At 64.9% G+C, this 26,919-nt stretch carries 23 protein-coding genes; 12 read left to right on the forward strand and 11 right to left on the reverse strand.

From position 1 onward, the window contains the following. The first annotated feature begins 1 nt into the window (after position 1). Genes ACRDNQ_RS10375 through mnhG form a run of 5 tightly spaced genes read left to right on the forward strand, consistent with a single transcriptional unit; the run spans position 2 to position 2,934 of the window. Positions 2-364, forward strand: a complete 363-nt coding sequence (locus ACRDNQ_RS10375) for a Na+/H+ antiporter subunit C (RefSeq protein ID WP_431828570.1) — start codon at positions 2-4, stop codon at positions 362-364. Then, the gene (locus tag ACRDNQ_RS10380) at positions 361-1,860 is read left to right on the forward strand and encodes a Na+/H+ antiporter subunit D (RefSeq protein WP_431828571.1); all 1,500 of its coding nucleotides are present in this window, start codon (positions 361-363) and stop codon (positions 1,858-1,860) included. The genes ACRDNQ_RS10375 and ACRDNQ_RS10380 overlap by 4 nt, the downstream gene beginning before the upstream one ends. After that, positions 1,857-2,333: a Na+/H+ antiporter subunit E gene (locus ACRDNQ_RS10385; protein WP_431828572.1), complete on the forward strand. Its 477-nt coding sequence runs from the start codon at positions 1,857-1,859 to the stop codon at positions 2,331-2,333. Before ACRDNQ_RS10380 ends, ACRDNQ_RS10385 begins: the two co-directional genes overlap by 4 nt. Then, positions 2,330-2,647 carry a monovalent cation/H+ antiporter complex subunit F gene (locus tag ACRDNQ_RS10390; RefSeq protein WP_431828573.1) on the forward strand — a complete coding sequence of 106 codons (318 nt, stop codon included), beginning with the start codon at positions 2,330-2,332 and terminating at the stop codon, positions 2,645-2,647. Before ACRDNQ_RS10385 ends, ACRDNQ_RS10390 begins: the two co-directional genes overlap by 4 nt. Further along, complete coding sequence (mnhG, locus tag ACRDNQ_RS10395; protein ID WP_431828574.1) at positions 2,644-2,934, forward strand: monovalent cation/H(+) antiporter subunit G; 291 nt, start codon at positions 2,644-2,646, stop codon at positions 2,932-2,934. Before ACRDNQ_RS10390 ends, mnhG begins: the two co-directional genes overlap by 4 nt. A 21-nt stretch (positions 2,935-2,955) precedes the next feature. Here the strand turns inward: mnhG and ACRDNQ_RS10400 are convergent, their stop codons facing one another. From ACRDNQ_RS10400 to ACRDNQ_RS10425, 6 genes are read right to left on the reverse strand one after another with little or no spacing between them, the layout of a single operon-like run. Further along, on the reverse strand, positions 2,956-3,321 hold the full coding sequence (locus ACRDNQ_RS10400) for a Na+/H+ antiporter subunit G (protein WP_431828575.1): 366 nt from the start codon (positions 3,319-3,321) through the stop codon (positions 2,956-2,958). 9 nt (positions 3,322-3,330) lie between these two features. Continuing rightward, entirely contained in the window at positions 3,331-3,600 is a 270-nt protein-coding gene (locus ACRDNQ_RS10405; RefSeq protein WP_431828576.1) for a K+/H+ antiporter subunit F, read from the reverse strand. Then, a complete protein-coding gene (locus tag ACRDNQ_RS10410; protein WP_431828577.1) occupies positions 3,597-4,088 on the reverse strand; it encodes a Na+/H+ antiporter subunit E in 492 nt (163 codons plus the stop codon). The genes ACRDNQ_RS10405 and ACRDNQ_RS10410 overlap by 4 nt, the downstream gene beginning before the upstream one ends. A 3-nt stretch (positions 4,089-4,091) precedes the next feature. Beyond that, complete coding sequence (locus ACRDNQ_RS10415; RefSeq protein ID WP_431828578.1) at positions 4,092-5,627, reverse strand: monovalent cation/H+ antiporter subunit D; 1,536 nt, start codon at positions 5,625-5,627, stop codon at positions 4,092-4,094. Next, positions 5,624-5,986 (reverse strand): Na+/H+ antiporter subunit C, encoded by a 363-nt coding sequence (locus tag ACRDNQ_RS10420; RefSeq protein WP_431828579.1) that lies wholly within the window; start codon positions 5,984-5,986, stop codon positions 5,624-5,626. The genes ACRDNQ_RS10415 and ACRDNQ_RS10420 overlap by 4 nt, the downstream gene beginning before the upstream one ends. Position 5,987: 1 nt before the next feature. Then, the gene (locus tag ACRDNQ_RS10425) at positions 5,988-8,858 is read right to left on the reverse strand and encodes a monovalent cation/H+ antiporter subunit A (RefSeq protein WP_431828580.1); all 2,871 of its coding nucleotides are present in this window, start codon (positions 8,856-8,858) and stop codon (positions 5,988-5,990) included. Positions 8,859-9,141: 283 nt separating this feature from the next. Here ACRDNQ_RS10425 and ACRDNQ_RS10430 point away from each other — a divergent pair, with 283 nt between their 5' ends. The 5 genes from ACRDNQ_RS10430 (at position 9,142) to ACRDNQ_RS10450 (ending at position 15,182) form a co-directional block, all read left to right on the forward strand. After that, the gene (locus tag ACRDNQ_RS10430) at positions 9,142-9,768 is read left to right on the forward strand and encodes a hypothetical protein (RefSeq protein ID WP_431828581.1); all 627 of its coding nucleotides are present in this window, start codon (positions 9,142-9,144) and stop codon (positions 9,766-9,768) included. Between the two features lie 9 nt (positions 9,769-9,777). Then, on the forward strand, positions 9,778-11,208 hold the full coding sequence (locus ACRDNQ_RS10435; RefSeq protein ID WP_431828582.1) for an MBOAT family O-acyltransferase: 1,431 nt from the start codon (positions 9,778-9,780) through the stop codon (positions 11,206-11,208). Between the two features lie 36 nt (positions 11,209-11,244). Further along, positions 11,245-12,270: an alginate O-acetyltransferase AlgX-related protein gene (locus ACRDNQ_RS10440; RefSeq protein WP_431828583.1), complete on the forward strand. Its 1,026-nt coding sequence runs from the start codon at positions 11,245-11,247 to the stop codon at positions 12,268-12,270. Further along, a complete protein-coding gene (locus tag ACRDNQ_RS10445; protein WP_431828584.1) occupies positions 12,267-13,592 on the forward strand; it encodes an alginate O-acetyltransferase AlgX-related protein in 1,326 nt (441 codons plus the stop codon). The genes ACRDNQ_RS10440 and ACRDNQ_RS10445 overlap by 4 nt, the downstream gene beginning before the upstream one ends. Positions 13,593-13,997: 405 nt before the next feature. Continuing rightward, entirely contained in the window at positions 13,998-15,182 is a 1,185-nt protein-coding gene (locus ACRDNQ_RS10450) for a methyltransferase (protein WP_431828585.1), read from the forward strand. 91 nt (positions 15,183-15,273) lie between these two features. Here ACRDNQ_RS10450 and ACRDNQ_RS10455 read toward each other — a convergent pair whose 3' ends face one another. After that, the gene (locus ACRDNQ_RS10455; protein ID WP_431828586.1) at positions 15,274-16,185 is read right to left on the reverse strand and encodes a dihydrodipicolinate synthase family protein; all 912 of its coding nucleotides are present in this window, start codon (positions 16,183-16,185) and stop codon (positions 15,274-15,276) included. A gap of 227 nt (positions 16,186-16,412) precedes the next feature. On the opposite strand from ACRDNQ_RS10455, the gene ACRDNQ_RS10460 reads away from it, so the two are divergent. Further along, on the forward strand, positions 16,413-21,971 hold the full coding sequence (locus ACRDNQ_RS10460) for a beta strand repeat-containing protein (RefSeq protein WP_431828587.1): 5,559 nt from the start codon (positions 16,413-16,415) through the stop codon (positions 21,969-21,971). Between the two features lie 6 nt (positions 21,972-21,977). On the opposite strand, the gene ACRDNQ_RS10465 is transcribed toward ACRDNQ_RS10460, so the two are convergent. The 4 genes from ACRDNQ_RS10465 to ACRDNQ_RS10480 are packed head-to-tail and all read right to left on the reverse strand — an operon-like array spanning position 21,978 to position 26,436. Continuing rightward, positions 21,978-22,898, reverse strand: a complete 921-nt coding sequence (locus ACRDNQ_RS10465) for a hypothetical protein (protein ID WP_431828588.1) — start codon at positions 22,896-22,898, stop codon at positions 21,978-21,980. Further along, positions 22,898-23,803 carry an FkbM family methyltransferase gene (locus ACRDNQ_RS10470; protein ID WP_431828589.1) on the reverse strand — a complete coding sequence of 302 codons (906 nt, stop codon included), beginning with the start codon at positions 23,801-23,803 and terminating at the stop codon, positions 22,898-22,900. The genes ACRDNQ_RS10465 and ACRDNQ_RS10470 overlap by 1 nt, the downstream gene beginning before the upstream one ends. Beyond that, positions 23,804-24,844, reverse strand: coding sequence for a hypothetical protein (locus tag ACRDNQ_RS10475; RefSeq protein ID WP_431828590.1), 1,041 nt, complete (start codon positions 24,842-24,844; stop codon positions 23,804-23,806). Beyond that, positions 24,841-26,436 carry a glycosyltransferase family protein gene (locus ACRDNQ_RS10480; protein ID WP_431828591.1) on the reverse strand — a complete coding sequence of 532 codons (1,596 nt, stop codon included), beginning with the start codon at positions 26,434-26,436 and terminating at the stop codon, positions 24,841-24,843. The genes ACRDNQ_RS10475 and ACRDNQ_RS10480 overlap by 4 nt, the downstream gene beginning before the upstream one ends. Before the next feature lie 123 nt (positions 26,437-26,559). Between ACRDNQ_RS10480 and ACRDNQ_RS10485 the strand changes: the two genes are divergently transcribed. Then, complete coding sequence (locus tag ACRDNQ_RS10485; protein WP_431828592.1) at positions 26,560-26,850, forward strand: hypothetical protein; 291 nt, start codon at positions 26,560-26,562, stop codon at positions 26,848-26,850. Positions 26,851-26,919 lie beyond the last annotated feature (69 nt).

Raw genomic sequence — 26,919 nt, forward strand, 5'->3', positions numbered from 1 at the left:
GATGGAAATCGTCCTTTCGGTCCTTGTCGGCGTCCTCTTCGCGACCGCGATCTACCTGATGCTCGCGCGGAACCTTCTGCGGTTTCTCTTCGGGCTGATCCTCATGTCGAACGGGGCGAACCTGGCGATCTTCGCCTCGGGCCGGCTGACGCCGGGGGCGCCGCCCCTGGTGCCCGAGGGCGCCGACGAGCCGCTGTCGTTGGTGGCCAACGCCTTGCCGCAAGCGCTGGTGCTGACCGCGATCGTGATCGGGTTCGGGCTGTTCGCCTTCGCGCTGGTTCTGACCCTGCGCGCCTACTGGACGCTTGGCACGCTTGACACCGACGCCATGCGGGTGGCCGAGCCCAAGGAGGAGGCGAAGTGAGCTGGCTCCTCTCGCTTCCGCTCATCATCCCCTTCGCCACCGCCGTCGTGGCCTATCTGCTGCGCGACCGTGCGTCGGGGCGGTGGATTTCGGTGCTGGGGTCGCTCTTGTCGCTGCTGGCGTCGGGCGTGCTGATGGCCACGGTCCTGCGCGAGGGCGTGATCTCTGCGCAGATGGGCCAGTGGGCGGCGCCCTTCGGGATCACGCTGGTCGCCGACCTGCTGAGCGCGGTCATGGTCGTGATCACCGCGATCACCGGGCTTGCCGTCGCGGTCTACGCCCTGTCCGACATCACCGAGGAACAGGAACGGCTTGGCTATCACGCGCTGTTCCAGGTGCTGATCGCGGGCGTGACCGGGGCCTTCCTGACCGGCGATCTCTTCAATCTCTACGTCTGGTTCGAGGTCATGCTGATCTCGTCCTTCGGGCTTCTCGTTCTGGGCAACAGCCGCGAGCAGATCGACGGCGGGGTCAAGTACGTCGCGCTGAACCTTGTCTCGACCGTTCTGTTCCTGACCGGGACGGGGATCCTTTACGGCCTGACCGGCACGCTGAACCTGGCCGACCTTGCCCTGGTCGTCCCGCGGGTCGAGAATCAGGGCCTGATCACCGTCGTCTCGGTTCTCTTCATGATCGCCTTCGGCATGAAGGCCGCGGTCTTCCCGCTTTTCTTCTGGCTGCCGGCCAGCTACCACACGCCGGCGTTCTCGGTCTCGGCGGTCTTCGCGGGGCTTCTGACCAAGGTGGGCGTCTACGCTCTGATCCGGATGTTCACGCTGGTCTTCACCGGCGACATCGGCTTCACGCATGAAATCCTGCTGTGGGTCGCCTGCCTGACGATGATCACGGGCGTGCTTGGCGCGGCGGCGCAGAACGACTTCCGCAAGATCCTCTCGTTCCATATCGTCAGCCAGATCGGCTATATGGTGCTTGGCCTTGCGCTGTTCACGCCGCTTGCGATCGTGGGCGCGGTCTTCTACCTCGTCCACCACATCATCGTGAAGGCCAACCTCTTTCTTGTCGCGGGCGTGGCGCAGCGCCTGACGGGGTCGACGGATCTGTCGAAGATCGGCGGGCTCTACAAGTCGGCGCCGCTTCTGGCCGTCCTCTTCCTTGTGCCCGCCTTCTCGCTGGCCGGCTTTCCGCCGCTGTCGGGGTTCTGGGCGAAGTACATCCTCGTGAAGGCCTCTCTCGACGTCGAGGCCTGGGTCGTGGCCTTCATCGCGCTTGCGGTCGGGCTTCTGACGATCTTCTCGATGACGAAGATCTGGGGCGAGGTCTTCTGGAAGCCGCACCCAAAGGGGGTCGACCCGGCGATGTCGCGCATCGATCGGTCGGCGGCGCTGCCGCTGATGCTGCCGATCGCCGCTATGGCGGCGCTGACGGTGGTGATCGGCCTCTTCCCCGAACCCTTCGTCGCCTTCGCCGAACGGTCTGCGGCGCAGCTTCTAGACCCCTCGGATTACATCTCGACGGTGCTGGGGGGCGGGCGATGAACCTCTTTGCGCTCAACATCGTGCTTGCGGTGGTCTGGGCCGCGCTGACCGCGTCCTTCACGCTGCCGTCGCTTCTGGTGGGCTTCGCGCTTGGGTTCGCCGGCCTGTGGATGGCGCAGCCCCTGTTCGAGGAACCGCAAGGGTATTTCCGGCGCGTCTGGCGCATCCTGAGGCTTGCGGCCTTCTTCCTTTACGAGCTTCTGGTGTCCAGCCTGCGCGTCGCCTGGGACGTGGTCACGCCCCGCCACCAGTCGAATCCCGCGATCATCGAGATGCCCCTCGACGTCGAAAGCGACTTCGAGATCCTTCTGGTGACGAACCTGATCTCGCTCACGCCTGGCACGCTCAGCCTGGACGTGACGCCTGACCGCAAGACATTGATCGTGCACGCGATGTTCGCCGATGATCCCGACGCGCTGGTCCGCGAGCTCAAGGACGGGATGGAGCGCATGGTGCGGGAGGTCTTCGAATGAACCCTGCTGACTTCCTGTCCTGGGCGATCGACATCTCCTTCGGGATCGTCATGATCGCCATCGCGCTTGGCTTCTATCGCATCGCCAAGGGGCCAAGCCTTGCCGACCGCGTCGTGTCTCTGGACATGATGACGATTTCGATCATGGCGTTCTGCGGGCTTTACGCGATCTTCGCGCAAAGCACCGCCTTTCTCGACGTGGCGATCGTTGTCGCCCTGATCGGGTTCCTCGCGACCGTCGCGCTGGCCCGTTATGCCGAGCGCGAAGAGGCGCAGCGGCGGGACAAGGACCAAGCAAGGGAGACGGACCAATGACCGAGATCGTGGCGGGCATCCTGATCCTGGGCGGGGCCATCTTCACGCTGATCGCCGCCATCGGCGTCATCCGGCTGCCCGACGTGCTGACGCGGATGCATGCGTCGACCAAGGCGGGCACGCTGGGCGCGTCGCTGATCCTTGCGGCTGCGGCGATGGTCTTCGCCGAAACCTCGACCACGGCGAAATGCGTGGTCGCCGTCCTTTTCCTTCTGCTGACCGCCCCCCTTGCCGCGCACATGATCGGCCGGGCCAGCCTTGACCGCGACCGCCATCCCCGGCTCTAGGCCACGCGCCCCGTCGCGACTTCAGGACTTGGTCGGGGGTTCGTCGTAGGCGGCCCATCCGTGGTCGCGCCCGGTGTCGGGAAGTTCCCGCGGCGGGACGTTGCGGACCATATAGGTCTTGGCGATGAAGTTGGCGGTCACGGGGGCCGTCAGGAACAGGAACAGCGTGATCAGAAGTTCGTGGAACGACAGGTGCCCTTCGATCAGCCCGAAGTAGAGCATCGAGGCGATCAGCACGCCGCCCACGCCCAGGGTCGTGGCCTTGGTCGGCGCGTGCAGCCGCTGCATGGTGGTCTTCAGCTTGATCAGCCCGAACGAGCCCACGAACCCGAAGATGCCGCTTACCACCAGAGACAGGGCAATCAGGGCTTCGACAAAGACGTCCATCTCGGCCTCCTACTCGATGATGTCGCCGCGCAGGACGAAGCGGCAATAGGCCACCGTCGACACGAAGCCGACCATGGCGACCAGCATCGCCGTCTCGAAGTAGACGGCCGTACCGCGCCAGACCCCGTAAAGCACGAACAGCGCGATCACGTTGATCACCATCGTGTCCAGCGCAAGGATGCGGTCGGCGCTGTCGGGGCCGCGCACGATGCGCCAGAGGTCAAGCAGCAGGGCGACCGCATAGCAGGCGAAGGCGAAGGTAAGCGCGGCTGCGATCATGGGAAAATCTCCTTCAGTCGCCGTTCGTAACGGGCCTTGATGGCGTCCCGGACGCCGTCGGGATCATCTGTGTGCAGGGTATGAACCAGAATGGCGCCGCCATCGGCGCCAAGCATGGCCGACACGGTGCCCGGCGTCATGGTGATAGTCCCGGCCAGCACTGTGATCGCCTCGGGCGACGTGATCTCGAGAGGCACGACGATCCAAGCCGAGCGGATGTCCTTTTCGCGCTTGAACAGGATGATCGCCGCGACCTGGACGTTCGCCACCACGATGTCCCACAGGACGATCAGGATGTATTCGACAATACGCAGGGGGCGGGCGACCCGGGGTCGATCGGGCCAGTAGGCGGCGGTCAGAAGCGGGATCACGATGCCAAGCGCGCCGCCAAGCAGCAGATTGCCCAGCGTGATCTTGTTGACAAGCGCCAGCCAGACGACCGTCAGCGAAAGGCTCAGGTAGGGATGGGGGACAAGACGTGCGAGCATGGGTCAGCCCTCGTCGCCGGGGGCCAGCACGGCCGCGACATAGCCGGTGCGGTCGAACAGCTGCGCGGATGTCGCCTCGAGAAACGCGGCGACCGGCCCGGCGAATGCGGCAAGCGCGGCCAGAAGCGCAAGTGTCGCCATCGCCGGCGCGATCTCGGCCGGTCGCGCGGCGGCGATCTGCGGTTTGGTCGGCTCGCCCGATGGGGCGACGGGCACCGTGGCGGTCGACTTCCAGAAGATCGTGCTTCCCGCGCGGGCGAAGCCCACGATGGTCAGAAGTGACCCGATCAGGATCGCGCTCCACGTCCAGCCGATCTGGCCCGGGGTGCGCAGCGCGTCGAGCACCAGAAGCTTGCCCAGAAACCCGCTGAGCGGCGGCATCCCCGCCATGGCGATCGCCGCCCCGAAGTACAGCGCGGCATAAAGGCCGTTCTGCACCGTCGCCGGGAGGGCTGACAAGCTGTCGCTTTGGCGGCGCGACACGACAAGGTCGGCCACGAGGAAAAGCGCGGCGGCCGCGAAAGTCGAATGCACCATGTAGTAAAGTGCCGCCGTCGTCGCCTGTGGCGAGAACGCCGCCACGGCGACCATGAAGGTGCCCATGGATCCGATCACCGAAAACGCGATCAGCGGCATCAGCCGCCGCGCGCCGATCACCCCGAAGGCGCCCAGCGCGATGGTGGCAAGCGCGGCCGGGAACAGCCATGTCGGCGCCATGTCGGACGTGGCCTCGATCCCCGGACCAAAGGCAATCGTATGGACGCGCAGGATCGCGTAGGCGCCCACTTTCGTCATGATCGCGAAGAGTGCCGCGACAGGGGCGGGCGCGTTCGCATAGGTCGCCGGCAGCCAGAACTGAACCGGGAACAGCGCCGCCTTCACCGTGAAGACGATCATCAGAAGCATCGCCGCCACGCGGATCAGGGCGGCGTCCTCGGGCGGGACAAGCGCCACCTTCACCGCAAGATCGGCGATGTTGAGCGTGCCCGTGCTGGCGTAAAGCGTGCCGAGCGCGAACAGGAACAGGGTCGATCCGGCGAGGTTCATCACCACGTATTGCAGGCCCGCCCGCATCCTGTCGCGCCCGCCCGAATGGATCATGAGCCCGTAGGACGCGATCAGCAGCACCTCGAAGAACACGAACAGGTTGAAGACGTCGCCGGTCAGGAAGGCCCCGCAGATCCCCATGAGCTGGAACTGGAACAGCGAATGGAAATGCCGCCCGCGCGCGTCCCATCCGGTGGCGATGGCGTGCAGCAGGACGATCAGCGCCAGAACCGAAGTCAGCAGCACCATCAGCGCCGACAGCCGGTCAAGGACAAGCACGATACCGAAGGGCGCCGGCCAGTCGCCAAGACGATAGACATGCGTGGTGCCGTCGGCGGCCATGGCGGTCAACCCGATGGCGATGGCGACAAGGGCGATGGTGCCCGCCATCGAGGCAGAGCGCGCCAGCGTGATGTCATGGCGCATGACGAAGGCGATCAGCGGCGCGAGAAGCGCCGGAAGGACGACGGGCGCGATGATCCAGTCGCTCATTTCGCGGCCTCGTCAGGGGTCGGCTCGTCCTCGGACCGGTCAAGGTTGATGCGGTCCGAGCCGGCTTCGAAAAAGGCGCCAAGCCCGACCATCACCAGAAGCGCCGTCATCCCGAACGAGATCACGATCGCCGTCAGAACCAGAGCCTGCGGCAGCGGGTCGGTATAGGTCGCCTCGTCGTATTTCGACAGGATCGGCGACATGTCGACGGCAAGCCGCCCGCTGGCGAAGATGAAGACGTTGACCGCATAGGACAGAAGGGCAAGGCCAAGGATCACCGGAAAGGTCCGCAGACGCAGGATCAGATAGACGCCGCCGGCGGTCAGGATCCCCACGGAACTGGCGATGAGGACCTCCATGTCAGCCCTCCCGCCCGACTTCGTCGGTGCGCTCCGACGGGTCATAGTCCATGGGTCCGACGTTCACGGATTCGCCGGCATAGCGCGCGATCCGCGACAGGCTGTAGAGCATCAGCATCACCGCCCCCAGCACGGTCAGAAAAACGCCAAGGTCGAACAGGGCGGCGGTCGCAAGCTCGAACTCCTCGATCGGGGGCAGGTGGACATAGGTATAGGCGCTGGTGAGGAAGGGCTTTCCGGCAAGCCACGCGCCCGCGCCCGTAAGGCCCGCGATCACCACGCCCCAGCCGATCATCGTGTGGTATTCGATCCGCTTGCGCGCCTGCGTCCAGGCAAAGCCCGATGCCATATACTGCATCAGAAGCGCGATCGAGATGACAAGCCCCGCGACGAAACCGCCGCCCGGCTGGTTGTGTCCGCGCAGGAAGATGTAGACGCCCACCATCACCGCGATGGGCATCAGCACGCGCGTCGCAACGACCATCATCAGCGGATGCCGGTCGCGCGAGCGGTCCTGCGAATAGTCGGCCGTGCGCAGGCGGCGCGCGGCGGGGCCGCTCAGCAACGCCTCCATCATGGCAAAGATCGTCAGCCCGGCGATGCCTAGCACGATGATCTCGCCGTAGGTGTCATAGCCGCGGAAGTCCACGAGGATCACGTTCACCACGTTGGTGCCGCCCCCGCCCGAGTAGGAATTCGCCAGGTGGAAGTCGGAAATCGTGCTGACGTCGCGCAGAAGGAACGCATAGGCAAGCGCGGCGACGCCAAGCCCCGCGACGACGGCGATGCCCGCATCGCGCAGGCGCAGGGCGGCCGGGCTTTCCACCGGGGTCTCCTTCGGCAGGAAATGCAGCGCAAGGAGCAGCAGCATGATCGTCACCGTCTCGACCGAGATCTGCGTCAGGGCAAGGTCGGGGGCCGACAGGTAGACGAACCCGGACGAGACCATCAGTCCGATGATCCCGATCAGCACAAGCGCCTGGAAGCGCTGCCGGTGCATGGTGACGACCGCGATCGTGGCGACGACGAGAAGCGTCCAGCCCGCTGCGATCTCAAGCGGGATCGGAAGCAGCGTCCGCGTCGGGGGCGGCAGGCCGCCGCCGCTCCACGCGATGAACCCAAGCCCCACCGACGTCACGACGAAGATGGCAAGATAGCGACTGATGGCGCCGGTATGCAGGCCCTCGGTTATGCCGCGCGACAGGCCCGCGACCCCGGACACAAGGCGGTCGAAGATCGCCTTGGCCTCGGGGCGGGGCAGGGCGGCCCAGATCCGGTTAAGCCGCGGGTGCAGGGCCAGCAGCGCGAAGCCGCCGGCGAAGGCGATGATCGACATGTAAAGGGCCGGGGTGACCCCGTGCCAGATCTTCAGCGAATAGTAGGGAAGCTTCTGGTCCCCGATCACGGCGCCGCCGGCCACTGCCACGAGGGGGCCCACGATCAGCGCCGAGAAGAGGCCGATTGCGATCACCATCACGACCAGCAGTGCCGGCGCGGCCCACATGCCGAACGACGGATCGTGGGGCTTCGACGGATAGTCGTCGCGGACCGGGCCAAGGAAGACATGGGCGATGAAGCGCAGCGAATAGGCCACCGACAGGATCGCGCCGAGGGTCGCGGCCACTGGCACGGCAAGATGGCTGCCGCCCCAGACCGTGTGGGCGGCCTCTTCAAGCATCATCTCCTTCGACAGGAACCCGTTGAGGGGGATCATGCCGGCCATCGACAGCGCGGCGACCGTGCCGATCGCGAAGGTGATCGGCATCACGTGACGCAATCCGCCCAGACGCTTGATGTCGCGGGTGTGCGTCTCGTGGTCGATGATGCCCGCGGTCATGAAGAGCGCGGCCTTGAACGTCAGGTGGTTGATGATGTGGAAGACGGCGACGATGGCCGCAAGCGGCGTGCCGAAGCCCAGAAGCATGGTCAGAAGGCCAAGATGACTGACGGTCGAGAAGGCAAGAAGCGCCTTCAGGTCGTCCTTGAACAGCGCGATCAGCGCGCCAAGCACCATGGTGATCAGGCCGGTGGTCGAGACGATGTAGAACCAGGCCTCGGTCCCCGACAGGACCGGCCACATCCGCGCCATCAGGAACACGCCCGCCTTCACCATCGTGGCCGAGTGCAGGTAGGCCGACACCGGCGTCGGCGCGGCCATCGCGTGCGGCAGCCAGAAATGGAACGGGAACTGCGCGGATTTCGTGAAGGCGCCGATCAGGATCAGGATCAGCGCGGGCAGGTACCATTCGGACGCGCGGATCGCGTCGCCCGCCTGCAGGATGTCGGTCAGGTTGTAGCTGCCCGCGATATTGCCGAGGATCAGCATGCCGCCGATCATCGCAAGCCCGCCCGCGCCGGTCACCGCGAGCGCCATGCGCGCGCCCTGACGGCCTTCGGGCAGATGCTTCCAATAGCCGATCAGAAGGAAGGACGACAGGCTGGTCAGTTCCCAGAACACCAGCAGAAGCAGGATGTTGTCTGAAAGGACGATCCCCAGCATCGCACCCTGGAAGAGCAGCAGATAAGTATAGAACTGGCCCATCGGGTCGTCGCCCGACAGATAGAAGCGGGCGTAAAGCGTGATCAGCAGACCCATGCCAAGGATCATGCCGGCGAACAGAAGCCCGAGCCCGTCAAGGAAGAACGACGCCGACAGGCCCAACTGCGGCAGCCAGGCGAACTCGGCCTGAATCACCTCGCCCCGCATGACGGAAGGAACAAGAACCAGCAGCATCACCAGCGCCAGCGCCGTCGGGGCCGCCGTGAAGCTGGCACAGGCCGTGCGCCCGGCCCGGATCATCAGGCCGGGCACTAGCGCGCCGAGAAACGGTAGAAGCGCGATCGCGATGAGAAGGGTGCCCCCGTCGGCCATCTGTCGGTCCCAAGCCTCTTGCCCAAGCCTCGTGTCGTCAGGTGCATTCGATAACGAGGCGAAAGAGGAATGTAAAATGGCGCGTTGCCTCGGGCCGAACGCCCGGACCGCGCCGCAACAGGGCCTGGCAGCGCGCCCGCGGCGCGCCCGCCGCGCGCGTGCGCCATGGCCGGGTCGGCCGCGGCCGACACCAGTGGCTCGCCCCGCAAAGTCGTTCAACATTTACCACAATTTTGCCCCTCTGTTGCGCAACGAAGGATAAAGAAAGGGAGGCAGGGACACTGTGCTTCGCACCAGAAGAACTGACATTTGCGACGCCCGTGGGCTTGCCGCGGCGCTGCTGATCGCCGTCGGCGGGCAGGCTGCGGTCGCGCAGGATGTCCTTTACACCGATACACCGCCCGACGACGCGATCTTCGTGCGATCGTTCATCGACACAGACAAGCCGCGCGAGACCACCGGTCTTCCGGCCTTTGCCGTCGATGCGATTGCGGGAAATGGGGCGGCGTTTTCCTCGCTCAGTGCTGCCGAGTTCGGATTCTCTCAGGCGGGCGGGTTCTATGCCCTGCTGGCCGACGCCGCCGGCGCGGTGCATCTTGTTCCCGAGCCTGCCCGCGCGGATCGCGCGAAGGTTTATCTGACGGTGCTGAACGCATCGGACGCCGACGTCCGGCTTGTGGAGCCGACGCAGGGACTCGAAGTCGTCGCGCCGACTCCGCCGCTGTCGGCGGCCGCCCGGGCAGTCAATCCGGTCGACGTCCGGCTTGCCGTCGAGAGCGCCGCGACCGGTGAGGCGCTGGCAAGTTTCGACCTTCGGCTTCGGCGCGGTCAGAACGTGACCTTTCTGGTGCGCGGGGGACAGGTCGAACTGATCGAGGATGCCTACGGCCCCGTGGTCAGCGGCAACTGAGGCGCCGCGGTGATCTTCTCGACGCCGATATTCATCTTCGGGTTCCTGCCCGCGTTCCTCGCGATCTACTATGTCGTTCCCCGAAGCTGGCGGACCTTCGTGATCGTCGCCGCAAGCTGCGTCTTCTACGGCTGGTGGAAGGCCGGGTATCTTGCCCTTGTCCTTGCCATCGCGGCGGTCAGCTATGCCACGGGCGGGCTTGCCGTCCGCGCGGGCGGCCCGGCGCGAAAGCGTCGTTGGGTGCGTCTGGGGGTGTCTGCGAACCTGGTGGCCCTGGGCTGGTTCAAGTACAGCTATTTCCTGACCGGCGCCTACGACGACGTCGCGGCGAAGTTTGGCATCGAGTCGAACGCCGCCCTGACCCTGCCCGAGATCGTCCTGCCGATCGGCCTGTCGTTCCTGGTGTTCCAGTCGATCAGCTACATCATCGACGTCGCGCGCGGCGACGCTCCGCCGGCACGCCGACTGATCGACTTCCTCGCCTTCTCGACCCTGTTTCCACAGCTCATCGCCGGGCCGATTCTTCGCTACAAGGACCTTGCCGCACAGATCGTCGAACGCGAACACAGCCTCGCGCTTTTCACGCAGGGCGCGAAGCGCTTTGTCACCGGGCTTGCGATGAAGCTGCTTGTCGCCGACAGCGTGGCGCCGCTGGCCGACCGTATCTTCGCGCTTGATGCCCCGACGATGGCCGAGGCCTGGCTGGGCGCGCTGGCCTATTCGATCCAGCTTTTCTTCGATTTTGCAGGCTACTCGGCCATGGCGATCGGGCTGGGTCTGATGATCGGCTTCCGCTTCGTCGAGAACTTCGATGTGCCCCACATCAGCCGTTCGATCACCGAGTTCTGGCACCGCTGGCACATCAGCCTGTCGAACTGGCTGCGCGATTACCTCTACATCCCGTTGGGCGGCAACCGTGCGGGACGCCTTGCGACCTATCGCAACCTGGTCCTGACAATGGCGCTGGGCGGCCTCTGGCACGGGGCGAACTGGACCTTCTTGCTGTGGGGCCTCTGGCACGGCGGGTGGATGGCGATCGAACGGGCCTGCGGGATCAAGGCGCGGGGAACGATCTTGCCGGGACCTGTCGCCTGGCCGGTGACGATGGTGCTGGTGATGATTGGCTGGGTCATGTTCCGCGCCGAAACGGTGGGGCACGCCGTCGTCGTCTATGGTGGAATGCTTGGCCTTCACGGGATCGCGCCGGGACCGGAAACCATGCTTCTGACCCGGTCGAGCGAGCTTCTTTTCCTGGGCGTCGGTTGTCTGCTGTCGGTCGCCCCCGCCGGACGGCACCTGTTTGCCGGCCGGGCCATTGCCTTGCGCGGGGGCATCGCCCTGGGGGCGGTGTCGGCGGTCGCGCCGGTCGTCCTGTTCCTGCTTTGCGCCGTCGTCCTTCAGGCGCGCAGCGACTCTCCCTTCCTGTATTTCCAGTTCTAGGCGGCGGGGCAGATGGATTTCGTTTCACGTTCCCACATGATCGGCCTAGCCGCGACGCTGTGCACCCTCGTCGCGATCCCGGGGGTATTCGCGCTTGCTGCTGCCGATGCCCGTGTATCCGACGCGCGCGTCTTCGATGGCGCTTACCAGAGGATCTATGAAGAGCGCTTCGAGCGGGAACTGCCCGGCCGGGATCTTGCGATTCATCTCTGGAATGCCCTTGGCCTTGCCCTGCTGGGAGAGGTGGCGGAGGGGGCCGTTCTGGGCGAGGACGGGTGGATCTTCACCGCCGAGGAATTCCAGGCCCCGCAGGACACCCGCGACGTCTGGGCGGAACTGGAGCGTGCGCGCGACGTGTTGTCGGCACAAGGCATCCGGCTTGTCCCGGTGATCGTCCCCGACAAGGCCCGGATCATGGCCGCTCACCTGCCCCGCCAGCGGTCACCCCGGTTCGACCTGCGTTACCAGACGCTGCTCGATGGGCTGCAGGCACGCGGGTATCCGGCGATCGATCTCAGGCAGGCCTTGTCGGCAGGGCGGGATGCGGCGGTGGGCTTCATGAAGACCGACACCCACTGGAGCCCGGCCGGGGCCGCGCGGGCGGCCCGACAGATCGCCGATGCGCTTGGGCCGACCGGTCTGCCGGTCAAGGACTTCGCGTCGCGCCGCGTCGACGAGGCCGGCTTCGACGGCGACCTTCTGGCATTCGCGGACGTGGGCCCGTTCCGCGCGCGGTTCTCCATCCTTCACGAGACCATCGAGGTCTTCGAGACCAATGAAGAGACCGCTTCCTCCGGGGGAACCGCGCTGGACCTGTTCGGCGACGCCGAGGTGCCTGTCGCGCTTGTCGGAACCAGCTATTCCGCAAGGTCCGAGTTCCATTTCGAGGGGTTCCTCAAATCCGAACTCGACGCCGACCTCGTCAATCATGCCGAAGCCGGTCTTGGCCCCTTCGTGCCGATGGACCGGTTTCTGGCGTCCCTCGCCGACACCGCGCCGCGCCCCCAGCTTGTGATCTGGGAAATCCCCGAACGTTACCTGAATACCTGGAGGATCGAATGACCCGCACCCTCGCGCTTGCCGCCGCCTGCCTGCTGGCGGGCCTGCCGTCCATCGCACAGCCCTATTGCGAGGACTTCCTGTCCGAGGAGACGCTGCCGGCCAAGTATCGCAGCCTGTTCCCCATCGTCAGTGACGCGGGGACCGGCTGGATCTTCACAGGCGATCAGCTTGACGCGGAATACGACCTCAAGCCAGAAGCCCTGGCGCTTGTCGGCCAGATCGTGACGGCGTTCGCCGACCAGGGCGTTCCGCTGGCGATCCTGATGCCGCCGCCGCGCCCGTCGATCGCCGGGCAGGCCGCCTTCGATGCCACGGCGGGCGGTCGCGTCGGTCTCGACGTCGAGGCGGCCGACGCCTCGTTCTCGCGGATGGTGCAGCAGGTTGCCCAGACCGGCGCAATCATGCCCGACCTTCGGGCCGCGATGACACGCGACGAAGGGCTTCGCGGGGCGTATTACTTCCGCCGCGACACGCACTGGACGCCGACCGGCGTCGTGGCCAGCGCCCTGGTCATGGCCGAAGCGGTCGCACAACGGCACCCCGACCTGTTCCCGAACGCCGGCACCGTCCTCCCGTCCTTCCCGGCCGACGTCGAGATGCTGGACGAACCCGGGTCGCTGTCCGACGTGGCCGAGGACGTCTGCGGTCTTCGTCCCGAACCCGAGGTCGCGGCCGTTCCCGTCTTTCCGGCCTCGGGGCTGGGGCTGCTCGATGGCGCCGCCTCGATGCCCCGCATCGCCCTTGTGGGAACCAGCTTCTCGGATCGGCGCCGGCGGGATTACTACCGGGTGGCGGACGCCATGGCCGGTGCGTTCCAGGCGGACGTCGACAATTTCTCGGTGTCGGGCGGCGGCTCGGCCTCGGCGATGGAAGTCTTCGCCCTGTCAGGGGCGTTTCTGCGCGCCGAGCATGATCTGGTGATCTGGGAACTGCCCTATACCGAGAACCTGTCAAGCATCAGCACCTTGCGCCAGGTGCTTGGCGCCCTCGACCTTGCCCGCTCGCAGCCCGGCGGGGCGGCGATGTCTCTGGACAGGACGGGACGCATGGTCCTGCCGCTGGGCGGCGGCGACCCCGATCTGGTGGTCGTGAAGACGCCCGGAGGGACCCCCGATTACGTGACGATCGACGTCCGCTTCGAAGACGGCAGCGCGACCTCTCTAACGCTGCGCCGCAAAGGCGACTTCCCGCCAGACCTGTCCTCGGCCGAAGCTTCGCTCAGCGTGTCTGACCAAGGCAAGGACATCGCCGAAATCGAGGCGCGCTACGACATCGCCTCGACCGGGACGCAGGCCACGATCGAACTTCGGTCACTTCGCTGAGGGGTGTCACACCGGAAACCCTTTCGACACGGCGGTCAGGCGGTGGAGAAGACCACGGAAGTTTCGGCAGACGGCGTCGCCTTGGGGTGCGAGACGGGCCCGCACTGTTCGGGCATGAGACCCATGAGCTTCGCCCCGAGCCCTTGGCCCGCTGGCGGGCGCTTCGGGATGCACCAGCGTCCGCGGGTCATCACGCCAGTATGGCCGCAGGGTTCTGACAGACGTGCACGCGGCGCTGCCGGGCGAACCGGCGGCCGACGTCTACGCCGGTACGCCCCCGTCGCGGTGCCTCCATGATCCGTCTGCCATGCCACCCGAACCGAGCGGCCGCCGGGCTTCCGGCTTGCATCCCCACTCCGACATGCCGCACTCTTGCCGCGAAAGCTACTGCGCAAGGGGAAGTTCATGGGCGGCCTCGTCACAAACCTCGATATCTCGGATTTCACGCGACGCTGTATCGAGGATTACCTAACTGGTCTGGGAATTGCGCCCGACGACTTCCACGGCGCGATCGGCGAGCAGGACGAGATGTATCACAACGCGATCGCGGTGAAACACACTACCGATTTCGCCTACTTCAAGTACATCGAATCCGGGCGCTGTACCCACGACGCGATGCGACAGTTCTACGACCACTTCTTCGGAGGTCCGGACAACATCGGGTCCGTACTTGAATTCGCCAGCGGCCACGGGCGCGCGACCCGCTATCTGATGCACTACATCCCGAAGGAACGTATCTGGGTGTCGGACATCTATGCCGACGCGATGGCGTTCCAGAAGTCGTACTTCGGGGTCAACACGATCCTTTCCTATGACGATCCCGACAAGATCGTTTGCGACCGCAAGTTCGACGCGATCACCGCAATGTCGCTGTTCACGCATCTTCCCGAGGGGTTGTTCGGTCGGTGGCTGAAGAAGCTGGCGTCGCTGCTTGAAGATGACGGCGTCCTGTTCGTGACCGCGCGCGAGGCCGGCACGGTTCTGGGAACCCGAAACCTCGACGGGATCGAGCAGACCGGGATCGTCTATGAGCACACGTCCGAAAGCAGGACGCTTTCGACGGACATCTATGGGATGACGACCGTGACCGATGCGTTCATGCGCCGGCAGATCGCCGAGTTCATCTCGCCGGATGCGCAGGTGCAGGTCTTCCGGCGCGGCCTCTATCTGAATCAGGACCTCTACGCGATCACCTTGCGCGAGCCCGCGCGCTTTCCGCCCATCGACTTGAAGCGCCCACCCACCGGCGGCCGGGCCGACTGCTGGGTGCCGGTGCGCGGCGGCAAGGACCTTTACATCAGTGGCTGGGCCGTCGACTTGAACGATGGCCACGACATCGCCGAGGTGGACCTGTCGGTCGACAATGTCTCGCTGGGGGCGCTGGAGCTTGGACCCTATGTCGTGTCCGACTTCGGGAAGTACTTCCCGGGTCTTGAGAACGCGCCGAAGGCCTTCGCCATTCGGCTGCCTGTCGCCGACCTACAGGACGACAGCATCGTGAAGACGACGGTCCGCAGCTCGACCGGCGCGCAGGTGGAGTTCTACGCGCCGCCCATCACGACCCTGGGGCAGGCGGACCCGCAAAGCTAGAATCCGCTCCGCCGGCGGAGTGCGCCGCGGCCAAGCGGACACCCGCGCGAACGCAGCGCACGGCAGTTGCGGTTCCTGTCCCCGCCTTGGCCTACTGCGCCCCGCGCCGCGCCTCGAGCCGCACGAGCAGCCGGTCAAGCTCGGCCATCGTCTCGGGCGTGAGCTTCGGGCCGGGACGCCGCACCGTCGCATGCGCGATCGCGCCGCGGCGGGCCAGCACCTCCTTGCGGATCGCAAGGCCAAGGCCGGGCTGCGTCTCGAACCGGATGAGCGGCAGGTAGATGTCGAAGATGTCGTGGGCGCGTTCCATGTCTCCGGCCTTCGCCGCAGCGACCACGTCGCGCATCATCTCGGGATAGGCGAAGCCGGTCATCGCGCCGTCGGCCCCGCGCGCGACCTCTTCGGGCAGGAACAGCCCGCCGTTGCCGCACAGGATAGAAATCCGTCGCGCGCCCTTGTCCGAGGCCCGGCGCAGCGTCGTGATCTTGTCGAGGCCGGGCCAGTCCTCGTGCTTGAGCATCACGCAGGTCGGGCAGTCCTCGACGATCCGCAGGATCACCGATGGGTCGAGCGTGACGCCCGTAACCAGAGGAAAGTCCTGAAGGACAAATGGGATATCGCCAAGCACCTCGGCCACGGTGCGGAAATAGCCGGTGATCTGGGCGTCGGTGCGCAGGTGTCCGGGCGGGGCGACCATCACGCCTGCGGCGCCCCTGTCCATCGCGGCCTTGGCCAGCGCCTCGATCGCGGCAAAGCCCGGGGCCGAGACGCCGACGACGACGGGAATGCCCGCGCGCGCGGTCACGCGCGTAACGACCTGAAGCGCCTCGTCCTGGGTCAGCTTCCCGGCTTCGCCCATGATGCCAAGGATGGTCAGCCCCGTCGCACCGGCCCCGACGTAGAAGTCGGTCGCGCGGTCGACGCTGGCAAGATCGAGCGCGCCGTCGGGCAGAAACGGCGTGGCGGCGATGGTGAAGACGCCGGCGGCGGATTCGGAAAGCATGTCAGTCGATCATCCAGTTCTTGCGGTGCGGGCGACACTGGCCCCGATCGCGCCGCGCCGTCAACCACGGTCGGCCAAGGGGGTTTTCCAGCGGCAGAAAAGCGTTGACCTGAAAGCATGGCCTCCATCACAATCATCGAAAGAGTTTCGGGGCGCGACCCCATTGCCAGATCCGCAGATCGGCAGCGTCGTGGCCCAAGGACCATTTTCTGGGACCGGGGGGCCTCATGACGACGTATTCCTTCACCGCTTACAAGGTGACTTACGACAGCAACGACGATCCGGTAGGGTTCGCGCTGACGACGTTTGAACTGGTCTTCTCCGAAGGCGTCACCCCTGCGTTCGCCTATTCCATCCTCGATGCACCGCCGGGCGAGTTGCCCGAGGTGGACTTCGTCGACGTCAATTCATCCGATATCCGCGTCGATGGCGTATCGCTGAACCAGGAGGGGCCCTTCGAGGCGACCTACTTCGGGACAATCGTCTGGAACACCGGGGGCGGCAACCAGTCGACCCAGATCCTGGCGCTGTTCGACGCCGACACGAATACCGAGTTCTACATCCCGCTTTTCGGGGCCAATCCCGGCTTGACCAATCTGAGCGGCTTTATCGCTTTCGAAGGGGCGATCCTGTCCGAGGGTCCGGCGGCAAGCCCCTATGCCGCAGGCGAAACCTGGAACGTGGCGACAAGCCCTCGGGCAACGACGACCCAGAACGACCTCTTCATCGGGACCGAGTTCGACGACTTCTTCGACGGCGGCGCGGGCAACGACACGATCTTCGGCAACGGCGGAAACGACACGATCGTCGGCGGTGCGGGCAACGATTCGCTCAATCCAGGGGGAAGCAACGATTTCGACGACATCCGGCCGGGCTCGGGCAACGACACGATCAACCTGACGGACATGTCGACGGCCTACACGTTCCTATACTACGGTGATCTCGGCAACTACTACGCGCCCTTCAACACGGGGATCGTCGCCAACCTCAGCGGTGGCGGGGCGGCCGACACGATCACCAAGAACGGCACCCACACCGACACGATCATCGGTTTCGACGTCGCGCTTTACAACGACATCGGCTTCGGGCTGTTCGGTACGGATCTGGCGGACACCTTCAATCTGACGAACCTGAACGGGAGCAACCCGTTCGGCGCCTTTTTCGAGATCACTCCGGGCCGCGGCGTCGACAGCTACCTCATCAGTGGCGCCGCCCTCGGCCGCATCAACTTCGACGAGGACGCCAACTTCAACGGCGCGACGCAGGGGCTCAGCATCAACCTTGCGACGGGTCAGATCTTCAACGACGGCTTCGGTAACGCCGAGACGATCAGCACTTCGAACGGTGGCTATATCCAGCGCATCCGGGGGACGAACAACAACGACAGCATCATCGGAAGCGCAGCCGACGAAACCTTCGGTCTTCTTGGAGGCAACGACACGCTTAACGGCGGCAACGGCTTCGACCGCGTCAGGTATGACCAAGGCGAAGTGTTCAATCTTGTCGTCGACCTTGGAGCGGGTACGGCGACCGGGACGATCGACTGGCGCGGGAATGTCTTTGGCTTCACGCACAGCCTGACCAGCATCGAGCGTGTGGACGGCAGCCGTTTCAACGATGACCAGATCTTCGGGAGCGGTGCGAACGAATTCCTGCGCGGCCGGGGCGGCAATGATGAGCTTTTCGGCAACGGAGGCAACGACACGATCTACGGCGACCAGGGCGGTGACACCATCGACGGCGGCGGTGGCGACGACTACATCAACCCCGGTTCCGACGACTTCGACTTCGATTTCGACTTCATCAACGGATCGACCGGCAACGACACGATCGATCTGCAGGACGTCGTGTCGAACTTCGTCGAAATCAATTATCAGAACCTCGGTGCGCCGCTGTCGGTGACGCTGGACGTGGACGACGACACCGTCGTCGTGAACAAGGGCGTGAACGGCACAGACACAGTGCTGGGGGCACGGAATTCGGCGCTCACGGCCGATGGCTTCCGCATCGTCGGCTCGAACGGCGGCGACAGCTTCGCGATCGACTACAACACGCTTGGTGGCTTTCTTGTCTTCATCCGTCCCGGCGCGGGCCTCGACAGCTATTCGCTTGAAGGGGGGCGGACCGAAGTTTCGCTGGAACTGGGGCGCGCGGTCGATTTCAGCCCGTCGCCCTTCGGCGTGAACGTGAACCTGGGCCTTGGATCGGGCCAGATCATCAACGACGGCTTCGGCAACACCGAAACGATCTCGGGTGCGGGGTACTTTCGGGAGATCCGCGCCTCGAACCGCACCGATACGATCATCGGCGGCACCGGAGACGAGCAGTTCTGGCTTTACGGCGGCGCCGACACGCTGAACGGGGGCGCTGGCTTCGACTGGGTGCGCTATGACGATGCCGTCGCGGTCAACGTCAATCTGGGGGGCGGAACGGCGACGGGCACCATCTCCTATGATGGGGCGCCCGCCCAGGCGTTCAGCCACACGATCAGCAACATCGAGGCCGTGCGCGGATCGCGGAACGGAAACGACACGATCACGGGCAACGCGGGCGACAACCATCTGCGCGGCCGGGGCGGGAACGACACGCTGTCGGGCGTGAACGGCAACGACACGCTTGAGGGGGAAGACGGCAACGACTCGCTTGTCGGCGGGCAAGGCAACGACGAGCTGCGCGGCGGGGAAGGGAACGACACCCTTCTGGGCGGCGACGGCGACGATTTCCTCGATGACGGTCGGGGCATCGACTCGGTGGATGGCGGCGCGGGCCGCGATTTCTACTTCCGCGATTTCGAGGGCGACGGTTTCGCGCCCGGATCGCTTCAGCCGGTGCTCGACCTTTCGCTGGGTCGGCTTTACGACGCGCCCAGTCCGGGCGTGTTCGACACGATCCTGAACATCGAAGAGGCCGAGTTCCGCGGCGCCTTCAACGCCACCATGATCGGCAATGCCGAGGACAACTGGTTTCGGGCCGACCTGGGCGACGACTCGCTGCTTGGCGGGGCGGGCGATGACACGCTGCGCGGCGAAGGCGGCAACGACACGCTGCGCGGCGGCGATGGCCAGGACAATCTGCGGGGCGGCGACGGAAACGACCTTCTCGATGCCTCGGGCGGAAGCGTGGCGTCGAACGGCTTCGGCGACTTCGTCGAACCGGGGCGCGGCACGAACACCGTCCTGGGCCACGAGGGCCTTTGGAACGCCGGCGAGGGGATCGACATCTTCTACCTCGACGTCACGGGCTCGGGCGGTCTGACCTTCACGATCAACGCCAACGGCTTCGGCACGGTCCAAAGCGCCATCGGCGGCGTCGTGAACGACACGTTCACGTACACACACTATTTCCATGGCACGAACGATGCCGACACGTTCACCCGTGCAGCCAATGAAGATCGCTGGTTCGGCTTCCGCGGGGGGGCCGGCAATGACACGTTCAACGGTGCGTCGAATGGCACCGACTATGTCGACTATTGGGACGATTCCGAATACGAGGGGGGTGGTGCTGTCACGGTCAACTTGCTGACCGGGACCGCTACCGATGGATTCGGCGACGCCGACACGCTTGTGGACATCGAGAATGTCCGGGGATCGAAGTTCGGGGACAGCCTGACCGGCAACGCGGACAACAACGAGTTGGAAGGCATGGACGGCAACGACACGATCAACGGTGGCGACGGCGACGACACGCTGATCGGCGGCGGCGGAAACGACCAGCTGAACGGCGGCGCGGGGGATGATTTCATCTTGCCGGGAATCGGTCAGGACAGCGTCAACGGCGGCAGTGGCTTCGATACAGTTGCCTACGACGATGGAAGTCTTCCGGCTGGAATCTCGGCGCTTCTGCTTTCGGGGTCGAACTGGCGGGTGGACGAGGTCGGCGGATCGTCTGACCTCCTCTTCGATGTCGAGGCCATCATCGGCACCGGATCGAACGACACGCTGAACGGCAGCGCCGGTACGATCAACCTCAGCCTCTTCGGGGGGGGCGGCAACGACAGCATCCTGGGCGGCAGCGGCGGCGACTACTTCCAGGGCGGGCAGGGCAACGACACGATCAACGGCGGCACGCAGCCGACCGATCAGCTGGACTTCATCAGCTACTACTGGGACATCCGTCAGGCGAACGACAACGGCGCAAACCTGAGCACCGGGATCGTCGTGGCCTACTCGTCCGAGACGAATGCCACCGTCAGCAACGACGGCTTCGGCACGTCGGATACCCTGATCGGCATCGAGGGCATCGAAGGCACCGAGTTCGCGGACAGCATGACCGGTGCCGGTGGCACCCAGTTCTTCCGCGGACTTGCCGGCAACGATACGCTGAACGGCGGCGCGGGTGTCGACTGGGCGTCCTACCGGAACACGACGAACAAGGGCGGGTTCCAGGGTGCCGTCCTCAACTTCGTGACCAACAGCTTCACCGACACCTACGGCAACACGGACACGCTGATCAGCATCGAGAACATCTCGGGCTCGGACTTCGGCGATCTGATCACCGGGAACGCCGGCATCGCGCGCGAACTGAACGGCAATGGCGGCAATGACACGATCAACGCCGGCGACCAGAACGACACGATCGACGGCGGGGATGGCAATGACAGCCTGAACGGCGGCGGTGGCGGCGACGACATTCGCGGAGGCAACGGCACCGACAACATTGACGGCAGCTTCGGCGCGGACACGATCCGTGGTCAGGAAGGCAACGACACGCTGATCGGTGGTTTTGGCCTCGACCTCATCTTCGGTGGCAGCGGAAATGATCTGATCACCGGTGGCAACGATCAGGACACCCTCTATGGCGATACCGGGGCTGATACGCTGGATGGTGGCGAGAACTCGGACCGCTACTTCCTTGCCGACGCGCTCGACACGCTGAACGACACCGGCACCGTGGGCTATGACGAGGCCTTCATCACCTCGGCCACCGGGCTGTCGATCAACGTCTCGGGCTGGAGCGGGATCGAGCGGATCAACGGCTTCAACGGCAACGACACCCTGAATGCCTCGACCGCGTCGACGGCCTGGGTCCTGTCCGGCGAGAATGGCAACGACTCGCTGATTGGCAGCGCGCAAAGCGACATTCTTCTGGGCGGCGCTGGCGACGACTTCCTGTCAGGCGGTGACGGCGCAGACCAGATGCTTGGCGGAACCGGGAACGATACTTTCGTCGGCGGTGCGGGCGATGATGCCTTTTTCGTCGGCGAAGCGGGCGACGTGGTGCAGGATGGCGGCGCCGGTTTCGACAAGGTGCAGATCAACAACGCCGCCGGCGTGTCGCTGTCGATCGGCACTTGGCTCGGGATCGAGCGGGTGAACGGCTTCACCGGAAACGACGCCATCGACGCGACCGGCTTTGCCACCGGCCTGCTCTTCGACGGGCGCGGGGGCAACGATACGCTGATCGGCGGCAACGGCAACGATCTGTTCTATGCCGGCGATGGGAACGATTCCGTCTTCGGCGGCGCGGGCAACGATGCGCTGATTGGCGATGCCGGCAACGACAGCCTGAACGGCGGCACGGGCGACGACTTCCTGCTGGGCCTTGGCGGCGCCGATGTCTTCGTCTTCGACGATGCCTGGGGCAACGACGTGGTGAAGGACTTCACCGACGGGGTGGACCTTCTCAACTTTGCGCTGCATTCGGGCGTCAGCTCGCTGTCGGACCTGGTCATCCAACAGTCCGGCGCGAACACCCGGATCACGCTGGCGACACCCGGTGCGGACGTGCTGACGCTGGCCGATTTCGATGCGGCCGACCTCAGCGCGGCCGACTTCCAGTTCGCCTGAGGTCAGTCAGGTCTGCGCCGGCTGTCTGTAGCCGAAGAATCGGGCGTAGTCGCACCTGCCCAGGGTGCGACGAAGCCGGTCCGCTTCGCCAGACGAAAAAGCCTGGGCAGCAGGTTGCGAATGGGGCTTCGTGGCGCTCACGTTGTCCTGCGGCAAGACCGCTTCGGCCGGCAGGCCAAGGTCGTCGCGCAGGGCAAGGTATCCTTCTTGCAAGTCTTCGTACCTTATCAGGTAGGCGTTGACCCAGTCGGGGTCGCGTTTCCACATGCCGCGGCGATAGGGTTGGAATTCCGTGAGAGTGATCCCCGTCGCGCTTGTGTAGTGGGTGTCGAACCACCTCAGCGGGCGGATCATGACAAAAAACAGTGATAGAAACTCATGGTGCAGGTCCTTCGGCACGACGTCATCGACGGCCGCCTTCAGGCGATGGTCGCCCCATTGGATATTCGCGAGATCCTCGATCCGTTCCGCCACCTCGGACAGCCACCGAAGTGCCACCAGAAGACACGCCGACAGCGCGTCGGCCTCGGCCTCCGGGTCGCCCAGTTCAAGGGTTCGCCCGATCCCGCGAAACAACACCATGTAGCGCGGCAGGTCCTGCAGGATTGCAGATCGGAACCATGACAGGGGCTCGCGAACCAGGGTCACAAGGACGAACCGCTTGCGGGGCCCCGTGCCGTCGCGCACCTGGTTGAGCATGCGTGTGGTCGTGAACGCCGCCGAAAGCTGGTCGAATTCGACCTGGGCGGCATAATCCGAGGTGTTGGGGTCACAGATGTAGGGAACCACCCTCATCAGGCAATCTGCGCCAAGAAGATGGCTCTGGATCGCGTGAAAGCCTGGCGCGGAATTGATCGCGTTGACGACCGACGTGCTTGCGACCTTCCCGAATTGATAGACGACGACGATCGTGTGGATGTCCTGCATCAGATGAAGTCCTGAAACCGTTGGCCAAGCGTCAGTCGGCTGAGCCGCGCGACGAGTTCCGAGCGCACCAGACTGTCCCAACCCGCGTCGGCCCAGCGCGGTGTATCCCAAAGCGCGTCACGAAGGTCGCGACGTGACCCGATGGGCCGAACGAAGCCCCGCCCTTGCGGCAGGTCCGGCGTCCCCTCGCATCGCGTCCGCCATCCCCCAAGCAGGAACCCTTCGCAGACTTCCGGTGATATCCCGTCGAGCGCTTCCGGTAGTGCCGGCACCGCGACGAACAAGGGGTCGAGTCCAGCCCACGAAAAGAAGTCCGCCAGGTCAAGCGACCGGGCATCCTCGTTGCACTCCACCCAGAGAAGCGGCTTGGCCGCGCGGATATAGTCGGCGTCGCCCTTGAGCACCTCGAACTCGGCACCTTCGATGTCAAGCTTGAGCGCGCTGTAGTCGCCGTGCCACGCCCGCATGTCGCGCAAGGTCACCGCCTTGATCGCTGTCGGTCCGGCGGGCCGTTCGTCTGCCCGGCGAAAGCGACTGGCGCCCAGATTGTTCGAACGAGAGCCTTCCAACTCGGCGAAGCCGTTGCGCGGGCCTAGGGCGACGCTCGCGATCCCGTAGGCGGCCTTCTTGTTTGCGGCCAGGTTGCTTGCAAGAAGCGGAACCACGTCGGGGTTTGCCTCGATCGCAAGCACCTTCACCGGAGACCTGGCCTGAACGCCAAGCGAGAACGTTCCAAGATAGGCCCCGCCGTCCCAGAGGAAATCGGTGGGCCGGAGGAGAGTGCTTACGAAATCGGTTTCCGAAGCGCACCAGCTGCCAAATCGTTCAAGGCTGCGCCCGATCAGATCCGATGCGGTGTCGGTCACCCGCATCTCGCCGTAGGCGGTCTGAACGACGGACGCCACTCACCTGTCCTCCAGCTCGAAGGGGCGCGCCGTGAACCAGGCCTGAAGCGAATTCGCACCCGATCGGAAGGGGTCGGGGAAGGCGGCACGAAGATCTGTTCGTTCACGATAGAGCCGTCTCATGGTATCCACGATCGGCGCGCCGTCCTCGAAGGTCGCGTATGCCCACCAACCCTCGGGTATCCGGGGGTCCTGGTATCGCTCGAGCGCCAATCGATACCAGGACCAAAGCTCGAAAACCGCGAGGTTCCCGGCGGCGTACCGCTCGGTCATCTGGTCGCCGGGCCCGCCAATCTTGGTGAAGTGATAGAAGCCGAGGGGCGCGTCGTTCACGGTGATCTCGCCAGAGGCCAGGATGTTGATGTGTCTTTGGCTGATGTTCCAGCTTGCCACATTCATGCCGGGGTGTCGCAAGATGCCGACCCCTTCGAAGTAGCAGGGGGCAAGGTTGAACCATTTCTGATCGACGAAGACCCCGATATCCAGCCGGTCATGGCACCAGCGCTCAAGCCGGTCTGACCACCAGTCCACGACCGCCCGCGCGCTATCGTCATTAGTCAGGCCAAGGAAACCAAGATTGAACGTGCCATAGTGCAGGGACGCCACTTCATTGTCGCGAATGGCGATGTCGTCGGTTTCCGGCGTGAGCTGGTGCGGCGTCAGAACGGTCGAATGCTCGTCGAGGGCATCGAGGATTGGCGTCAGATCCGAGAAGACCGCGATGTCGGGATCGAAGTAGATCAGCTTATCGCAGGTTCCCGAGTCGAGAATCATCTGCGCGGCGCGCCCCTTAACGGCCGTGCAGATCTCGACCACGTTGTGCTGGAAGAACCACGCCTCCCCCAGATCCTGAAACAGATCTTTGGCCCATACGACATGGTCGAAGTCTTCGCCCGGGACCAAGGTGAAATGTTCTGGCGGAAGATCCGTGACGACAGCCCAGATCGTCCAGTCCGGGTGGTGTTTGCGAATGCTCGCCGCAAGGACGCGCGCCCGACTGAGGTACGACAGAGAAAAGCTGGTGTAGCAGTGGACTGTCATGAGCGCTTGGCTCCGGCAAGGACGAGGTCGGCCGAAGCGCCGGAATAGATCAGGCCAGAGAGCTTTCGCTTCGCACGGCGAGCGTCGGCAAGGGCGGCGATCTCGCCCGACAGGACTTCGCGGATCAGCGCCTCCGTATCGGGCAGGACGAAGACCCTGGGGTCCTGTCCGGCAAGGTTCGCGACGTTTCCCGACACCGCCGACGTGACCACAAGCGCGTCGGCGGCCAATGCCTCGTGGGTGGTGAAGCTGAACGTCTCGGGCCATCCGGCCCAATGCACGACGATGTCGATTGCGGAAGTCCACATCGCCAAGGTCGCGGCGTCTGGCCGCTCTGGCGATACCTCCACGTGGTGCGCAACGATGCCCCTCTGGACGATATCCGCCGACCCGAAATAGTGGAACTCGACACCGCTTGACCGGCCTTTTTGCGCCAGTTCGCAAAACGTGTCCCAGCCCTTGTGATCGGCCGGCCACCCGAGGAACGCGATACGCAGACGCGGACTGTCGTCTGGTGGCGGGGGCGGTTGATCCGTCGTCGGTTCAAGCGTTGCGAGGGGATGCACGATCTCGCCCGTCCGCGGCAGGTCGGCCCTGGACCGCCAGAAATCCAGCTGGAACGACGACGGTGCGACCGCAAGGGGACGCATCGCGCTGAAGAAGCCGGCCATCCGGTCAAGGTGGGTGGCGCGAGTCTCGCCGTAAATGCAGATGCCGCATGCCGGCGACGCCGGGTCGGGCGCGCCGCAGTAGGCCACGGTGTTTCGCTGAAGCGTAAAGCTTTCGCACAGGGTGAAATGGTCATGCAGCCAGAACAGCACCTGCTGGGGTGCGAAGCCTTCCAGAAACGCCGAGAGGGCTTCGGGTTCGTGGCCAAGAAGCGAATGCACCGCCACAGAGATGGGGTATTGGGGGGGCGTCCTGGCGGCGATCACCTTGCCAAGATCGTCAAGGCGGACCGGTCCGATCTCTTCGCCCTGGGCATGAAGCACCATGAGGCCGTCGCTTTCCCGGTCGGCAAGGGTCGGAAGCGGTTGCCACGGATGGATCGCCAGATGCCCCATGCCGTGATCGAGCATCTTCCGTTCCTCAAGCCGCACGCAAAGCTGAATCCCGCCTGCGACTTGGCGGAAATGGTCGTGACAGATGCTCAGCAGCACCTGGTCGGCCCTGAGTGCCGCCAGAACACGGGCGTCTCCTGAAAGGTCATCGACCGAAAGCGCTTCGGGATAGGCGTCCTTCCTTGTCCAGCTTGCCTTGATTGCCTCGAGCGACCGCAGATTCCGAAGCCGCTCGACCCTCATGCCCCCGACGGCCCTTGGAAGCCTGCGTTCGGCCCGCCCCGCGACGACGTAATGCCAGTAGGGGTTCAGCCCCCTCTCGCGCACATCGGCGTTCATGCTCAGATAGTGCTGGGTCGAGAAGTTCGGATGTGGGTCAAGACCCTCTTTCCATCCCGTTTCGACGTAATGGCGCAACGGATCTTCGGGGATGGGGGAAGTCTCGAACTGGCGCACATAGAAGGCGACATCGAAATGCGGCGCGAGGGCCCCGGCGATGCTGTCCTCGGTTGGTTGCGTGGAAGGGGTCACGCGTGATCCGGCCGGGGGCTCGACCTCCGTTACCACGAACGAAGACAGGACGGCCCCTGTGTCGCTGGCGATCAATTCGATCGCGCAGCCCTTGGGCAGGTCGCCGGTCTCGATGCAAAACCCATGGCGCCCTTCGCCGATGCCGGCATCCAGCAGATCGCCCCGAAAGAGATCGGCGACCGTTCCCCTGATCAGGGGTTCCCCATCGACCCGCAGATCCACGGCGATCGGATCTTGCGAGTTATGCTGTGCGGCCCATCCTTCGACCTTTCCATCCCGATAACGGTCGATATGGCCATGACATCGCCGTCGGGAATTAAGCAGGTTGCCGATTCCCCAGAGAACTTCGGTTCTTCGCAACAGGTGATCCTCTCGCCGGTGCGCCGGATCGCGCATCAATCGCTTTGGCCATAGTGCTAAAGCAAGCCCTGAACGGCAAGCAAGGGACGCCCTTCAGCGCAGGGTTTCCACAGGCTGGCTGAA

The sequence above is a fragment of the Saliniferula longa genome (assembly GCF_050789285.1).
Classification (GTDB): Bacteria; Pseudomonadota; Alphaproteobacteria; order Rhodobacterales; family Rhodobacteraceae; genus CAVPWP01.

Bases quoted from the DNA above. Each gene is read 5' to 3' on its own strand.
- ACRDNQ_RS10445 (WP_431828584.1), top strand. From the start codon at position 12,267: ATGACCCGCACCCTCGCGCTTGCCGCCGCCTGCCTGCTGGCGGGCCTG.
- ACRDNQ_RS10450 (WP_431828585.1), top strand. From the start codon at position 13,998: ATGGGCGGCCTCGTCACAAACCTCGATATCTCGGATTTCACGCGACGC.
- ACRDNQ_RS10440 (WP_431828583.1), top strand. From the start codon at position 11,245: ATGATCGGCCTAGCCGCGACGCTGTGCACCCTCGTCGCGATCCCGGGG.
- ACRDNQ_RS10405 (WP_431828576.1), bottom strand. From the start codon at position 3,600: ATGATCGCAGCCGCGCTTACCTTCGCCTTCGCCTGCTATGCGGTCGCC.
- ACRDNQ_RS10420 (WP_431828579.1), bottom strand. From the start codon at position 5,986: ATGGAGGTCCTCATCGCCAGTTCCGTGGGGATCCTGACCGCCGGCGGC.
- ACRDNQ_RS10475 (WP_431828590.1), bottom strand. From the start codon at position 24,844: ATGACAGTCCACTGCTACACCAGCTTTTCTCTGTCGTACCTCAGTCGG.
- ACRDNQ_RS10460 (WP_431828587.1), top strand. From the start codon at position 16,413: ATGACGACGTATTCCTTCACCGCTTACAAGGTGACTTACGACAGCAAC.
- ACRDNQ_RS10375 (WP_431828570.1), top strand. From the start codon at position 2: ATGGAAATCGTCCTTTCGGTCCTTGTCGGCGTCCTCTTCGCGACCGCG.
- ACRDNQ_RS10400 (WP_431828575.1), bottom strand. From the start codon at position 3,321: ATGGACGTCTTTGTCGAAGCCCTGATTGCCCTGTCTCTGGTGGTAAGC.
- ACRDNQ_RS10410 (WP_431828577.1), bottom strand. From the start codon at position 4,088: ATGCTCGCACGTCTTGTCCCCCATCCCTACCTGAGCCTTTCGCTGACG.
- ACRDNQ_RS10415 (WP_431828578.1), bottom strand. From the start codon at position 5,627: ATGAGCGACTGGATCATCGCGCCCGTCGTCCTTCCGGCGCTTCTCGCG.
- ACRDNQ_RS10425 (WP_431828580.1), bottom strand. From the start codon at position 8,858: ATGGCCGACGGGGGCACCCTTCTCATCGCGATCGCGCTTCTACCGTTT.
- ACRDNQ_RS10390 (WP_431828573.1), top strand. From the start codon at position 2,330: ATGAACCCTGCTGACTTCCTGTCCTGGGCGATCGACATCTCCTTCGGG.
- ACRDNQ_RS10485 (WP_431828592.1), top strand. From the start codon at position 26,560: ATGGCGCCCTTCGCCGATGCCGGCATCCAGCAGATCGCCCCGAAAGAG.
- ACRDNQ_RS10465 (WP_431828588.1), bottom strand. From the start codon at position 22,898: ATGCAGGACATCCACACGATCGTCGTCGTCTATCAATTCGGGAAGGTC.
- mnhG (WP_431828574.1), top strand. From the start codon at position 2,644: ATGACCGAGATCGTGGCGGGCATCCTGATCCTGGGCGGGGCCATCTTC.
- ACRDNQ_RS10455 (WP_431828586.1), bottom strand. From the start codon at position 16,185: ATGCTTTCCGAATCCGCCGCCGGCGTCTTCACCATCGCCGCCACGCCG.
- ACRDNQ_RS10385 (WP_431828572.1), top strand. From the start codon at position 1,857: ATGAACCTCTTTGCGCTCAACATCGTGCTTGCGGTGGTCTGGGCCGCG.